This window comes from Paenibacillus rhizovicinus (assembly GCF_010365285.1).
Classification (GTDB): domain Bacteria; phylum Bacillota; class Bacilli; order Paenibacillales; family Paenibacillaceae; genus Paenibacillus_Z; species Paenibacillus_Z rhizovicinus.
Genome location: NZ_CP048286.1, coordinates 1,903,157 through 1,917,682, shown reverse-complemented (window position 1 = coordinate 1,917,682; position 14,526 = coordinate 1,903,157). Strand labels below are relative to the sequence as shown.

Annotated in this window: 9 protein-coding genes; 7 read left to right on the top strand and 2 right to left on the bottom strand. The window is 57.9% G+C overall.

Annotated elements, in window-relative coordinates:
- The first annotated feature begins 50 nt into the window (after positions 1–50).
- The 6 genes from GZH47_RS08800 to GZH47_RS08775 all read left to right on the top strand — a co-directional run bounded on the left by GZH47_RS08800 (position 51) and on the right by GZH47_RS08775 (position 9,154).
- Positions 51–1,805, top strand: coding sequence for a sensor histidine kinase (locus GZH47_RS08800; protein ID WP_162639750.1), 1,755 nt, complete (start codon positions 51–53; stop codon positions 1,803–1,805).
- Entirely contained in the window at positions 1,802–3,448 is a 1,647-nt protein-coding gene (locus GZH47_RS08795) for a response regulator (protein ID WP_162639749.1), read from the top strand. Before GZH47_RS08800 ends, GZH47_RS08795 begins: the two co-directional genes overlap by 4 nt.
- A gap of 13 nt (positions 3,449–3,461) precedes the next feature.
- Entirely contained in the window at positions 3,462–4,448 is a 987-nt protein-coding gene (locus GZH47_RS08790) for an aldo/keto reductase (RefSeq protein ID WP_162639748.1), read from the top strand.
- Between the two features lie 75 nt (positions 4,449–4,523).
- Positions 4,524–5,606, top strand: a complete 1,083-nt coding sequence (locus tag GZH47_RS08785; RefSeq protein WP_162639747.1) for a glycoside hydrolase family 172 protein — start codon at positions 4,524–4,526, stop codon at positions 5,604–5,606.
- A gap of 28 nt (positions 5,607–5,634) precedes the next feature.
- Complete coding sequence (locus GZH47_RS08780) at positions 5,635–7,779, top strand: glucosidase family protein (protein ID WP_162639746.1); 2,145 nt, start codon at positions 5,635–5,637, stop codon at positions 7,777–7,779.
- A 1-nt stretch (position 7,780) separates the two neighbouring features.
- A complete protein-coding gene (locus tag GZH47_RS08775; protein WP_225446524.1) occupies positions 7,781–9,154 on the top strand; it encodes a glycoside hydrolase family 140 protein in 1,374 nt (457 codons plus the stop codon).
- 298 nt (positions 9,155–9,452) lie between these two features.
- On the opposite strand, the gene GZH47_RS08770 is transcribed toward GZH47_RS08775, so the two are convergent.
- Both GZH47_RS08770 and GZH47_RS08765 read right to left on the bottom strand, forming a co-directional pair.
- Positions 9,453–11,477, bottom strand: coding sequence for an ABC transporter ATP-binding protein (locus GZH47_RS08770; protein ID WP_162639745.1), 2,025 nt, complete (start codon positions 11,475–11,477; stop codon positions 9,453–9,455).
- A gap of 177 nt (positions 11,478–11,654) precedes the next feature.
- Positions 11,655–13,406 (bottom strand): ABC transporter ATP-binding protein, encoded by a 1,752-nt coding sequence (locus GZH47_RS08765; protein WP_162639744.1) that lies wholly within the window; start codon positions 13,404–13,406, stop codon positions 11,655–11,657.
- A 458-nt stretch (positions 13,407–13,864) separates the two neighbouring features.
- Between GZH47_RS08765 and GZH47_RS08760 the strand changes: the two genes are divergently transcribed.
- Complete coding sequence (locus tag GZH47_RS08760; protein ID WP_162639743.1) at positions 13,865–14,521, top strand: HAD hydrolase-like protein; 657 nt, start codon at positions 13,865–13,867, stop codon at positions 14,519–14,521.
- Positions 14,522–14,526 lie beyond the last annotated feature (5 nt).

Here is a 14,526-nt window from a genome sequence, read left to right as displayed (position 1 = left end):
GGCACGGAGGGCGTACGCACGATGATGGAATCCGAAGGGAAGTCGATGGCTTGATACGCCTGAAAATGCCGAAAATCGCGATCTTTTATAAGCTTGTTATCGTGCTGCTGCTCGTGATCGCCCCGTTATACGGCATCAGCATGTATTTGAATCAGATGGGCGAATCGAGCGTGCGCAGCGAAATTTCCAATTCGATGCAGTCCAGGGTCCACTTCTACATTCAGTCGCTCGTCGTCGAGCTCGACCGGATCCAGCGGCTGCAGCGGGAATTCATTAATGACGACGATCTGCAGAAGCTGAGCGTCGCAAGTCCGATCATGTCCGATCTGGAACGGACGGAAGCGATGATCCGGCTGCAGAAGCGGCTGCTGCTCGTGAAGAATTCCAGCAACTACATTGCCAGCGCCAATGTGTTCGTACCGAGCCTTGGCAAAGTCATCAATTCGCTGAACATGTATACGACGGCCAGCCAGAGCGAGCTTGCCCCGTTGATCGACGAGTCGAAGCTGCATCTGTCGCTCGTCCCGCATGCGAACGGATTGTACATCGCGCAGCAATACCCGGACCGGCCCGAGCCGGATTCCATCGTGTTCTTCCTCTATCTGGAGCTGTCCAAGCAAGCCATCCAGCAGGAGCTGAAGCAGTTTATCGCGTACAACGAAGAACAGGCGATCTTGTTCGGCAGCGGTTTCGAATGGGCGATAACGACCGACGGCAACGTTGAGCGTACCGAGGCGCTCCAATCGATCGCCGAGTCGAGCAGCGACGGCAGCAGCAAGCCGGAAATGAAAGCCTTCTCCTACGCTAACAAGCGGTATATCATGACGCTCGAGCATTCATCCGTCGTCGACATGACGCTGCTCATCTATACGCCGGAGAAGAACGCGCTCGGTCCGATCCAGCAATACAACACGTGGTTCTGGGTGCTGTCGCTCTCTTCGGTGCTCATCGTAATCGTCTTCTCCTATTGGCTCTATCGGATGATTCACCGCCCGCTCAAGCAGCTTGTCCGGTCGTTCCGGAAAGTGGAGAAGGGCAATCTCGACGTGAAATTGACGCTCAACAGCAACGATGAATTCGAATATTTGTACATGCAGTTCAACTCGATGCTGAGTCAGCTGAAAATATTGATCGAAGAGGTGTACGAGGAGAAAATCCACTCGCAGAAGGCGGAATTGAAGCAGCTGCAAGCGCAAATCAATCCGCATTTTCTGTACAACACCTTCTTCATTCTGAATCGCATGGTGAAGCTCGAGGACTACCCGAAGCTGAAGCCGTTCACGAAGCATCTCGGCAATTACTTCAAGTTTATTACGAGAAACGCCTCCGACGATGTCCCGCTTAGCGAAGAACTGGAATTCGCGAGAGCCTATCTCGAAATTCAGAAAATCCGCTTCGAGGATCGGATTGCCGTCGAAGTGGATGAGCTGCCGGACGACATGGCCGGCGTGCTCGTGCCGCGGCTGACGCTGCAGCCGATCATCGAGAATTCGTACAAGTACGGCCTCGAGGAGGTCGACGGCAACGGACGGCTGAGCATTCGGTTCCTCTATGCCGCAAGCGCAAGTCAGCTGGTCATCGAGATTGAAGACAACGGGAAAGGCTTGAGCGACGAGGAACTCTGGAACTTGAACCGCAAGCTGAGCGACCCCCCTGCCCATATCGAGAGCACGGGAATCATCAACGTGCATAAACGGCTGCGGCTGAAATACGGTCCCGGGAGCGGCATTAAAGCTTCAACGGACGGCAAGCTCGGAGGCTTGAAAATCAGCTTGTACATTCCCGTAAAGGAGAAGGACGAATGATGCTGCATCGGATGCTGATCGTGGATGACGAACCTTACATCGTGAACAGCCTGCGCGAACTGTTCGAGGAAGCCGAGCAGCTGAGGCTTGATCTCTATACGGCGAATTCCGCCGCGGAGGCGCTTGATTGGCTCGGGAAGACGAGAATCGACATCGTCCTGTCGGATATCCGCATGCCCGGCATGTCTGGACTTGAACTGCAAGAGCGGATTCGGGAGCAGTGGCCGTCCTGCAAGGTCATCTTTCTGTCGGGACACAATGAATTCGGCTACGTGCAGGCCGCGATCCAGAACGGAAGCGCGGGCTATCTGCTCAAGACGGACGATGACGAAGATATTATCCGCACGGTGGCGAAAGCGGTTCGCGAACTGGCAAGCGAGCGGTCGATCCACAGCTTCATCGACCAAGCGAAGGAACAGATGCGCAAGGCGCTCCCAGTCTTGCAGCGGGATTTCCTGGTTTCCTTGGCGGAAGGGGAAACGATGAGCGAAGCGAAACGCGCCGGCCGGTTCAGGGAGCTGGAGCTGAAGCTGTCCGCCTCCCGGCCGGTCATGCTCGTGGTCGGCCGCGTCGATCGTTGGGAGGATCATTACTCCTCGGTCGATAAGGAGCTGCTGCTGTACGCGGCGCAAAATATTGCCGTCGAGGTGCTGAGCCGTTCCGCCGTCATGGCGACGGCGGTCATCGACCGCTCGCGGTTTATCTGGCTGCTTCAGCCGGATGGCGAGGGCCGTCCGGAGAGCGCTTCGTGGGTCCGTTTCGTGCAGGAGTCGCTCGATTTCATTCAGGACCGGTGCAAATCGCTGCTCCAAGTGCCGCTGTCGCTCAGCTCTACCGTGCAGCCTTTCGCATGGGAGGCGTTGTCCGCGAAATACGCGCATCTGTCCCAGCTGCTTATCCGCGGGCTCGGCGAGGGCGACGAAATGCTGCTCTATGAGATTGTCGGGCATGCAGAGGACGGGGGAGACGCTGCCGATTCCCGCAAGGAGAGGACCTCCCATCAGCGTCAGGTGAGAATCACCCAGCTTCGAACGCTGCTCGAAAGCGGTCAGAGCGTTCCGTTCGCCGAGCTGTTCGACAGCTTGTTCGCCGAGGCGTCGGGGCAGCATTACGAGGAGCTGCAAGAAATCTACTATTCGGCGGCCACGATGATTTTATCGCAGATCAACCGCTGGTCCGCCTATGCGCGAATCGCCGAACGGCTGCCGATGAACAAGCTGTTCGCGCTCGATGCCCATTCCTCCTGGCCGGAAGCCGCCCGGTATTTGCGGCAGATGGCCGATGCGCTCTTCGAGCTGCTTGCCGAGGACAGCTCGGAGAAGAGCAATGAAGTCGTCGAGAAGCTTCACCGCTACATCCATGACCATATCGACGGCGACCTGTCGCTCGTCCGGCTTGCCGACGAAGCGGAGCTGAACGCCAGCTATCTGTGCCGCTTGTACAAACAGCTGACCGGCATCGGCTTGTCCGATTACATCACGGACGCGAAGCTGGCGCTGGCCAAGCAGCTTCTCGGGGAGACCGGCTTGAAGGTGAGCGAGGTAGCGGTTCGAATCGGCTTCGATTCGGGCTACTTCTCCCGTTATTTCAAGAAGAGCACGACGCTTACGCCGCAAGAATACCGCGAGAAAGTAACCAAATAGAGGAGGAACCGGCATGCGGACCAACCGGATCGCGAATACGGAATTGCAGCCGTCCGTGATCTGCCTGGGAACATCGGGCTACGGATCGGAAATCGCGAGGGACACTGCTTTTCAATTGATGGATCTGTATCGGGAACAGGGGGGCAATTTTCTCGATTCGGCGAACATCTACGACGACTGGGCGGGCATGGGCAAGAGCCTCAGCGAGAAAACGGTCGGCGCTTGGCTGAAGGAACGAGGCTGCAGGGACCGTATCGTGCTGGCGACGAAGGGCGCGCATCCCGACCTTGCGACGATGGATGTATCGCGTCTTGGCCGCGCGGAAATTTTGCATGATCTACACGACAGCCTGTCCAACCTGCAAACCGACTATATCGACCTCTATTGGCTGCATCGGGACGATCCGAATGCTGCCGTGGAGGATATCGTCGACTTGCTCAACGAGCAGGTTCGCAAGGGGAAGATCCGCGCCTTCGGCTGCTCCAACTGGCCGCTTGCGCGCCTTCGCGCCGCGAACGATTATGCTTCCCGCAGCGGACTGCTCGGCTTCGCCGCCAATCAACCGCTCTGGAACCTGGCCGTGCTTACTCCGGGCGTGCTGGAAGGCTCGACGGTTGCGATGATGGATGATGAAACGGCCGCATACCATGCGGCTTCCGGTCTGGCCGCGGTGCCGTTCTCCTCGCAGGCCAACGGCTTCTTCAGCGGGCGCTATGTTCGGGGGCAGAAGCCGGAGAAGGGCGGCCGGTCGGCGATCGTCAAGGCGATGTACGCCAACGACGCCAGCTTCGACCGTCTGGACCGCGCGAACCGGCTGGCCGAAGAGCTGAATACGACGCCGACGCGCATCGCGCTTGCTTATTTGACCTCGCATTCGTTTCCCGTGTTTCCGATCATCGGCGTCTCGAAGCCGGCGTATCTGCTGGACAGCTGCGCAGCCGGCGAGCTGCGCCTGAGTGCGGAGCAAGTGAGCGAATTGAAGTCCGGCGAACGGCACTAACAGCGGCACTAACAGCAATGCGAGCTCAGATGAGGCATGTCAGCCTATCATTTGTCATTCCAGGAGGCGATTACGATGAGTTTTAACGGAACGAATCTGCATATGGGCAATCTCGCCCAGCTATCCAAGGCGAAGACCAGATCGATCAGCGCCGAGAACTTCACGGGCGAGAAGGGGAAGGGCGGCATGTCCCTCGACGGAGCCAGCGCCAGCTGCGCGCGCGATCTCGGGCAGGGCTGGAAGATCTCGCCTTGCATTCCTTTGAAGAAGGGCGAAACGTTCGAGCTGGCGCGCATCGACGAATCCGGCATGATCCAGCATATGTGGATGACCTGCGCGCCGGAGCGGTGGAGAAGCCTGATCCTTCGCATGTACTGGGACGGTGAGGAACATCCTTCCGTGGAAGTGCCGCTCGGCGACTTCTACTGCAACGGCTGGTGCCAGCGCAGCATCGTCAATTCGATTCCGATCTCGGTGATGACGGGCGGGGGCATGAACAGCTATTGGCAAATGCCTTTCCGCAAGTCGGCCCGGATCACGATCGAAAATCTCGGCTCGGACATCCAGCAATTTTTCTATCAAATCGACTATACGCTTACGGACATTCCGGAGGATATGGCCTACTTCCATGCGCAGTGGCGCCGCAGCAGCCCGGTCGGTTACAAGGACGTGCATACCATTCTTGACGGCGTGAAGGGCCAGGGACATTACGTGGGCACCTATATGGCTTGGCAGTCGAACAACGACGGCTGGTGGGGCGAGGGCGAAATCAAGTTTTATATGGACGGCGACGACGAATTCCCGACGATCTGCGGAACGGGCACCGAGGATTACGTAGGCGGCGCCTGGGCGTTCGAGCAGGTGGAGGGCGAAGGCTATCTGCCGTATACGTCCCCTTACTTGGGCTTTCATCAGGTCTCCAAGTCCAATGGATTCTCGAAAGTCAATCAGCGGTTCGGCATGTACAGATGGCATATTCTCGATCCGATCCGCTTCGAAGAAGACATGAAGGTGACGATTCAGGCGCTGGGCTGGCGCAGCGGCGGCCGGTATTTACCGTTGAAGGACGATATCGCTTCCGTCGCGTATTGGTATCAGGCGGAACCGCATGCGCCGTTCCCGGCCTTGCCGGATAAGGACGAACTGGAAGTAATTTAATTAACGGGCGACTTGGAGGAGAACCGATATGGCAGACAAACCGATCTATAACGTCTACAGCATGGTGGAGCATCTGAAAATGGCGGAGATGAAGAAGAACCATCCGGACTGGCTCTGGAACCGCAGCGATACGCATGTGCTGCTCGGCGTTCCGACTTCGCACGAAGGCTACAAAACGGCGGTCGAGCCGGGCAATTCCTTCTCTCCGGGCCACCGCACGTACGGCGTGTCGACCTGGCTGTACGCGGAGGGGAAACTGCATGCGCCGGAAGAGCTGCCGATCGAGCAGCTGTCGTGGTCTTTTCATGAAGGCCATGTTCCGGTGCTGCGGTCCAGCTGGCAGGCGGGCGGCTTCACGGTCAGCTCGCGCCTGTTCACGGACGGCAATCCCGATACGAACGATATTAAAACCTACTTCACGGTCGACATCGGCAATGGGGGCAGCGCGGCCGGTGCTGGCAACGAAGGCAGCGCGGCGGTTTCCGGTACCTTCTATCTGTCGATCCGCTCCTTCGGCGCGGCAGGCGGAGCGATTTCGAGCCTGGCGATGGACGGGAACATTCTGAAGCTGAACGGCGAGCGGGTCCTGGTTGCGGACGAGCGGCCTTCCCGGTTCGGCGCCGTCAGCTACGCGGATACCGGCAAAGATATTTACGAGTTCGTCGCGAAGGGCGAGCTTCCCGAGACGGAGGAGGTCGTCGATGCATCGACATGGGCGAGCGGGGCGCTGGCTTACGAATTGAAGCTGGAGGCTGGCGAGAAGCGAACGCTGTCGTTCGTCTGCCAGGTGCACGGGGACAACTGGATGGTGAAGCGCATGGTTGATTTTCCGCAAGCGTGCCCGGATGTCGGCCGCATCGCCGGCGAATTCGCCGCGCGCTGGCAGGCGGAGAGCCGGATTAAGCTGCAGCTCCCCGATCGCCGGTTTCAGGAAGCGATGCTTGCCCAGCTGACCCATCTCTATATGTTCACCGTGGATGCGGAGCCGCGTATCACGCCGATCTCTTATCCGCTTTGGTGGCTGAGAGACGGCGCGTATGTCGTCGTCGCCCTGGACAAAGGCGGCTATGGCGAATTCGCCGATCGCGCGCTGCGTGCTGCTGCTCATCGAGATGCTTTCGGTGGGTTCGGCGCGGAAGGAGACGGACCGGCGAACGGAATCTGGATGATCACCGAGCATTACTTGCTGACGCGCTCGAAATCGTTTTTGCGGGATATGTACCCTCATATCGTACGCAAAGCGGAATTGCTGCGGGAAATGCGGCATACGGCCGTGCCGGTCAAGCGCCATAACGAATTCCGAACGCCGGAAATGCTGCTGCGCGCGGAGAGCGACATACTGTGCATGGCCAGCCGGGACGGTCTCATCATGGGCCGCATGGATCATCACCAGCCGCTCCTATGGATTAACGGCTACGCGTACTTGGCTCTGAAACGCGCGGCGATGTGCGCGGAAGCGCTCGGCATCGAAGACGCCTGGTTCGCGGAGGAAGCGGAGGATCTGAAGCAGGCGATCCGCAGGAAGGCCGAGCAGATCTTCGGCGATAATCCGCGCGATCCGAACTCGGTATTCTGGCCGACCGGCTGGGGAGACAAGGATGACGCCCGAATCCTCGAAGGGATGGAACGTTTCTGGAACGAGGAGCGTTTCCCGAACGGCAGCCATAATCCGGAACCGCATTGGACGTACTTCGAGGCGGGGCAAGCGCATAACTACCTGCTGATGGGTCACCGAGACCGCGCCTGGGTTTCGATCGAGCATTTCCTTACCCTTCATACGGCGCCGGGGCTGTACACGTACCACGAAGGCTGCGACGACGAGAATTCGTCGCTGCAATGGCAGCGTTCGCGCGGCTGGGATGAAATCCGCTACATTACGCCGCACGGCTGGACGGCCGCGGAGCTGTTCCTGCTGCTGCGGGATTGCCTGGCGAGAGAGGACGAGGATACGCTCGTGATCGGTTCCGGCGTTCCGGAATCATGGATGAGCGAGCCGTTCTCCGTCTCCGGTCTGCCGACGTATTTCGGGACGGCTTCCTTTGCCTACACGCCGGAGAACCGCAGGCTGCGCGTGACCGTCGAGCGTCTCCCGCAAGGCGGCATCCGTTCGGAGCTGCCGGGGGAGGTCGAGGTTGTTAACGAGGCCTGGAAAGAAGGGGATATCGTTGACTGAAGTGAATGAAGTGCATGAAGAGCATGAAGTGAATGATCAATCGACCGGGCTGCAGAAACTGCGCGTCAGTGCAGACAGGCGGCATATCGTTCATGAAGACGGCACGCCGTTCTTCTGGCTGGGCGATACGGCTTGGGAGCTGTTCCTGCGCTTGAACCGCGAGGAAGCGGACCGGTATATGCGCAATCGGGCGGAGCGGGGCTTCACGGTCATTCAGGCGATTGCGCTGGGCGAGACGGACATGACCCGGGCCGCCAATGCCTACGGCAGAAGCCCGCTGCTTCGTAACGGGAACGGCGACTGCGATCCGACGCTTCCCGATCTTGCTCCGGAAGGCGAATACGGCTATTGGGATCATGTGGATTATATTATTGATCGCGCGGCCCATTACGGCTTATATATCGGGATGCTCCCGACCTGGGGCGACCGTATCCATGTGGCATGGGGCGGCGGACCGGAGATCTTTAATTCGGACAATGCGGCTGTATACGGAAGCTGGCTCGGCAGCCGGTACCGTTCCCGCAATAATCTAATTTGGATCCTCGGCGGCGACCGTCCGCTGACGAACAGACGGCATTTGGGCGTTATTCACGCGATGGCGGAGGCGCTCCGCGAAGCCGACGGCGGGGCTCATCTCATGACCTTGCATCCGTACGGCGGTCAAACCTCGTCCGTTTCCGTTCATGAAGAGGCATGGCTGGATTTCAACATGATTCAATCCGGTCATGAGCGAAACGTGGCTAATGAAGCGATGGTCGCCAAAGATTATGCGCTCGTTCCGCCGAAGCCCGTCCTCGACGGCGAGCCCTGCTACGAGGACCATCCGGTGGGTTTCAATACGGAGAACGGATTCTTCGACGCGAAGGATGTCAGGCAAGCGGCCTATATGGCGTTGTTTGCCGGCGCGTTCGGCCATACCTATGGGCATCATTGCGTTTGGCCGATGATTACGGAGCCGAACGACTATTTCATCATGACTTGGCAGGATGCCATTATGCGTCCTGGCGGCGCGCAGATGAAATACGTCCATCAGTTGATGGCTTCCAGGCCGATGCAGGGCCGAGTGCCGGATCAGTCGCTGCTCGTTCGCAATTACAAAGGCAGCGGCCGTCTGCAAGCATGCCGGGGCAAGGACTACGCCTTCATTTATAGTCCGAACGGTTTGCCGATTTCAATCCGGTTGGGCATCTTGTCCGGCAGTGCGTTGAACGTCCAGTGGTACGATCCGAGGACGGGCCAATCGCATGCTGCCGGGACGGCGGACAATCAAGGCGAGCGGAGGTTTAAGCCTCCGTCCTGCGGACGGCAGGACGATTGGGTGCTCGTGCTTGACGATGCTTCCGCAGGCTATGCGGATGCGAGACTGACGCGATAGCGGATTACTGCCATAATCCTTCATAGTCTAATAGACAGCCCCTTCAGTATCCTTGTCCGGGAAGCCGAAGGGGCTGTTTGGTACATCCGCGCATATCACCGGTGGGCGGATCTGGAGCAAGAGCAGCACCCCGTACACTACATTGGTTGGAAAACGGCGGATTTGAAGAAAGAGCTGCACCCGTACACCTAAAACGAAGAAAAGGGACCCGACATTTGCCAAACGTCGGGTCCCTTTTAAGATTAACAAACCTGCGCTGCAGGCTTGTTGTTTATGAATTCACGCACGCTTGCGATCGCTACGCGACAACACCGGCGGCGGAGCCTTGCTGGAGCTGGTACATGGCGAAGTATTTGCCGCCGTGCACCATCAGCTCGTCATGGTCGCCGCGTTCGACGATGCGTCCGCGATCGAGCACGAGAATTTGATCCGCTGCGCGGATCGTCGACAGCCGGTGCGCGATGACGAACGTCGTGCGCCCGCGCTTGAGCACGTCAAGCGCCTGTTGAATGATCGCTTCCGTCTCCGTATCGATGCTGGCGGTCGCTTCGTCCAGGATGAGAATCGCCGGATCGAAGGCGAGCGCCCGGGCGAAGGAAATCAGCTGCCGCTGGCCGGCGGACAAGGTGCTTCCTTTCTCGATGACAGGCTCGTCGATTCCGTGCGGCAGCTGCATGAACATCTCGTAAGCGCCGACGTCGCGAAGCGCCTGCTCCACCTTCTCGCGCGAAATCGCGGGATCGTCCAAGCTGATGTTCGAGGCGATCGTGCCCGTGAAGAGGAACGGCTCCTGCAGCACGATGCCCATATGCTGGCGAAGCTGCTGCTTCGACATGTCGAGCACATTGGTGCCGTCCACCGAGATCGCGCCGCGCTCGATGTCGTAGAAGCGGAAGAGCAGGTTCAGAATCGAGCTCTTGCCCGAGCCGGTATGGCCCACGAGCGCGACCGTTTCGCCTTGCTTCGCGCTGAAGCTGATGTTCTTCAGCACGTCTTCGCCTTCCTTGTAGCCGAATGTGACGTCTTCGAAGGAAACGTTGCCCTGATAGCGGGCCGTCCGCCGTTCCGAGACCGGAACGCCCGGCTCGTCGAGCAGCGCGAACATGCGCTCCGCGGATACCCGCGCCACTTCCAGGTTGGACAGCTGGTTCACCATCCCGACGATCGGCGAGATCATCCGGTTCATGTAATCGATGAAGGCGTACAGGACGCCGACCGATACGGCCGTGCCGAAGTAGCCGCCCGCGAACATCCAGATGACGACGAGGAAGATGACATTCCGGAACACGCCAAGCAAGTTGTGGCTGGTCATCGAATTGAGACGCAGCATCTTGTTCTGGAATTTGAAATATTCGTCGTTCATGACGCCGAATTCCGCCATCGTTTCCTTCTGCCGGCGGAACACTTGGATGATCGGCATGCCTTGAATCGACTCGTTGATCATGCCGTTGATATCGCTCAGTCGCGAACGGATGACGTGGTTGTATTGGGAGGCGTACTTGCGGTATACGACGATCCAGACGTACAGGATCGGCAGCAGCGGCAGCGCGATCAGCGCGAGTTTCGTATCGAGCAGGAACAGCGCGCCCATAATCGCCGTCATATAGATGATGCCGGAGAAGAAGTTCGCGAGTACCGAGACATACAACTCGCGGATCGCTTCCGTGTCGTTCGTGACCCTGGACACGATTTTGCCGGCAGGGAGGTTATCGAAATACTGGACCGGCAGCTCTTGGATATGCCGGAACACATCGTTGCGCATCTTGCGAACGATCCGGTTCGCCGACGATTGAAGCAGATACTTCTGCCCGTAAGCCAGCCCGGCTCCGATCAGCAGCATGACGACATAGCCCGCCGCCAGGGTAATCATGCTCTTCAATTCCGGCCGATAGAAATGATAGGTCTCGTCGCGGCTCAGCAGCGCGGCCGGATAGGGCTGAGGGCTGCCGTCCTTCGGGGTAACGGTAAGCGTGCCGTCCTTGAAATGCCGCGAACCCGTATCGGGCACGCCGGCCGCATCGACAAAATAATACGTCAATCCGGTCTGCAGCACGCGAACCTCGCGGCCCTTCGTCTCGCCGTCCTTCCAATGGTCGGCCCGCTTGTAGAAGCTTCCGTTATAGGCGACATCGTAGCGCCCGTCTTGCTTGCTCTCGTACCAGGGCTTCTCGATGCCCATAATATTCGTGTCGATCATTCGCTTGGCAAGGAATGGACCTACCAGCTCCGCGGATATCGCAAGCGCCAGCAGCAGCAGCGCCAGCAGGATCGGCTTCTTGAAATGCCATGCATATTGAAACAATCGTTTCCCGTTGTTACCCATTGCAGGTGTCACCTTCGTTTCTCTGATCTCTCTGTTATTGAACCTTCTGTCTTTGATCCCTTTTTTATGAATCTCTTTGTCATGAGTCCCTTTATCATGAATCCCTTTATCATTGCTGTATCCTGGATCCCTCTATCAATGTTCTCTCAATCGTGCTAATCACCGTCACTCTTTCGGCTAGGCTTCCACTTCGGAAGCAAGCTGCTGGCGGTCGTATTGCTCTCGATACCAGCCGTTGTTCAGCAACAGCTCCTCGTGCGTGCCTTCTTCCGCGATGCGTCCTTCGTCCAGCACGATAATCCAATCGGCATGCTGCACGGCGGACAGGCGGTGCGTCGTGATGAGCGTCGTTTTGCCCGCCCGTTCCCGGCGTATCCCGTCGAGGATTTCCGTTTCCGTCTTGGCGTCCACCGCTGACAGCGCGTCGTCCAGCATTAAGATGTCCGGGTTCGCGATAACGGCTCTTGCGATGCTGACCCGCTGCTTCTGTCCGCCGGAGAGCGCGACGCCTTTCTCGCCGACGAGCGTTTCCAATCCGTCCGGCAAGAACGTGACGTCCTTCCGGAAGGCGGCCAGCTCCAGCGCCTTATTCAGTAACTCTTCATCCATCGCATTGCCCGAAACGCCGTAAGCGATGTTCTCGCGAATCGTCTTGCTGAACAGAATCGGCTGCTGCGGCACGTAGCCGATCCAGCTGCGGACTTGGTCCAGCTCAATATCCGTAAGCGGGACGCCGCTGGCTTGCAGGCTGCCTGCACCCATCGGATATTCGCGGAGCAGCTGCCGAAGCAGCGTCGTCTTGCCGCTGCCGGTTCTTCCGACGATGCCCAGCGTCTGGCCGCGCTGCAGCTTGAAGGAGATATCGACGAGATTGTCGATCGATGAGGACGGATAACGGAATGTGAGCCCTTCGGACGTAATCGATTCCGGGTTGACCACCGTTACGGGAGACTCGGCATCCTTCACGTTCGGCTTTACGCCCAGCGTTTCATTGATACGGTCCAGGGACGCGTTGCCGCGCTGCATAATGTTGATCAGCTCGCCGATCGCGAACATCGGCCAGATCAGCATCCCGAGGAACATGTTGAACGAGACCATCTCGCCAAGGGAGATTTCGCCGCGGAAGACGAGCAATCCGCCATAGCATAGTCCGATCAGGTAACTGATGCCGACCAGGATTTTGAGCGCGGGCTCGAACAGCGCGTCGATCTTGGTAACCTCGATGTTTCTGCGGTACACCTCGTCGGTCATGTCGCTGAAGCGCTTGCGGTCAGCTTCCTCTTGCACGAACGCCCGAATGACGCGGACGCCGGCAACGGACTCCAGCACCTGGTCGTTCAACTTGCCGAAGGCATCCTGCTGTACCGTGAACCGTTCGTGGATTTTCTTGCCGAAATGCTGCATGACGAGCGCAAGGATCGGCAGCGGCAGCATGGATGCCAGCGTCAGCTTCCAGCTGATGAAGCCTGCCATCACGACGAGAATCGTCGACATGAACAGGGTGGAATCGATCAGCGTCAGAATGCCGAAGCCCGCCGTGTTCGATACCGCGCCGATATCGTTCGTCGCCCGGGCCATCAGGTCGCCGGTGCGGTTGCGTTCGTAGAACGTCGGCGTCATCTTCAGCAGATGCCGCATAATGCGCGAGCGGAGCGTGCGTTCCAGCATGAAGGAAGAGCCGAACAGCATCGACCACCAGACGCAGGTAATGAGATAGACGACGATTGTGAGACTGCCCCAGAAGACCAGCAGCTCCGTCAGCTTGGCGGAAGTCATGTTGCCTTGCCCGATGGTATCGACGGCATAGCCGATCAGCTTGGGAGGGATGACCTCCATGATGCCGCAAATCGCGAGCAGCACGATCGCGATCGTGTACCGTTTCCAGTGCATTTTGAAAAACCAGCTTAATTTCCGTAAGACTTCAAACACGTTGATCAACAACCTTTCCAGCTTCTGAGGAACATAAAAAGAGGCCTACCGCCGTAAGCGATACGCCTCTTCCCAATTGCATCCCGCGCTCGCAGCTTGAGCGCTGCCGGGCGGCCGGGTGCAAATAAAAAGGCGCACGATTACGTTTCCGCAACCATGCGCCTACTTGCGTCCGACAAGCGAGAATCTGCCATTCTCCGCTTGTTTAACGTTTGTTCGCGCGAGGGTTACGTCCATTTCGATGGCTTGCAAAACCAACATCGCCAAAGACATTTGCATTCGTCCGGTTCGTCATGTCCGTAACCCTCCTTTCCGTTCATCAAAGTATATGTGCCACTTTATCATCCTCCCCCAAACATTGTCAATGGGGTATGGAGAAGACATTTTCGAAGCCGGGGTGGTAATATTTTGAAGCGCATGTACAATAGATCTATTAACGGATAAGGGAGAGACCGACGTTGGCAATTTCGCTAATATTCGATATGGACGGCACGCTGTTTCAGACGGACAAGATACTGGAAATATCGCTGGAAGCTGCATTCGACTATTTGAGGTCACGGGATGAATGGACGAAGGGAACGCCGATCGAGAAGTATCGCGAGATCATGGGGGCAACGCTGCCCGTCGTATGGGAGACGCTGATGCCGGACCATTCGGATGCGGTCAGAGAAACGGCGAACGACTTTTTTCAAAAGCATCTGATCGCCACGATCCACAACGGCAAAGGCGCGTTATATCCGCATGTCTATGAGCTCTTCGAGTATTTGAAGCAGGCGGGCTGCTCTATTTATATCGCAAGCAACGGGGCAATCGAGTATCTGCAAGCCATCGTCAGCCACTACAAACTGGACGCCTGGGTCACGGAAACGTTCAGCATCCAGCAAATCGATTCGCTGGATAAGGCGGATCTCGTGAGCGTTATTTTACGAAAATATAATATTGAACATGCCGCGGTCGTCGGCGACCGTCTGACGGATATCAATGCCGCGAAGAAGAATGGGCTCCTGGCGATCGGCTGCCGCTTCGACTTCGCGCAGGAGGACGAGCTTCGGCAAGCGGATGTCACGATCAATGACTTGCTCGAGCTGAAGGAGCTATTGCTGAAGCGGCCGTGAAGCGG

What these genes read in the sequence shown, in the direction of transcription:
- GZH47_RS08780 (WP_162639746.1), top strand. Translation starts at nt 5,635, where the DNA reads ATGGCAGACAAACCGATCTATAACGTCTACAGCATGGTGGAGCATCTG.
- GZH47_RS08770 (WP_162639745.1), bottom strand. Translation starts at nt 11,477, where the DNA reads ATGGGTAACAACGGGAAACGATTGTTTCAATATGCATGGCATTTCAAG.
- GZH47_RS08795 (WP_162639749.1), top strand. Translation starts at nt 1,802, where the DNA reads ATGATGCTGCATCGGATGCTGATCGTGGATGACGAACCTTACATCGTG.
- GZH47_RS08790 (WP_162639748.1), top strand. Translation starts at nt 3,462, where the DNA reads ATGCGGACCAACCGGATCGCGAATACGGAATTGCAGCCGTCCGTGATC.
- GZH47_RS08785 (WP_162639747.1), top strand. Translation starts at nt 4,524, where the DNA reads ATGAGTTTTAACGGAACGAATCTGCATATGGGCAATCTCGCCCAGCTA.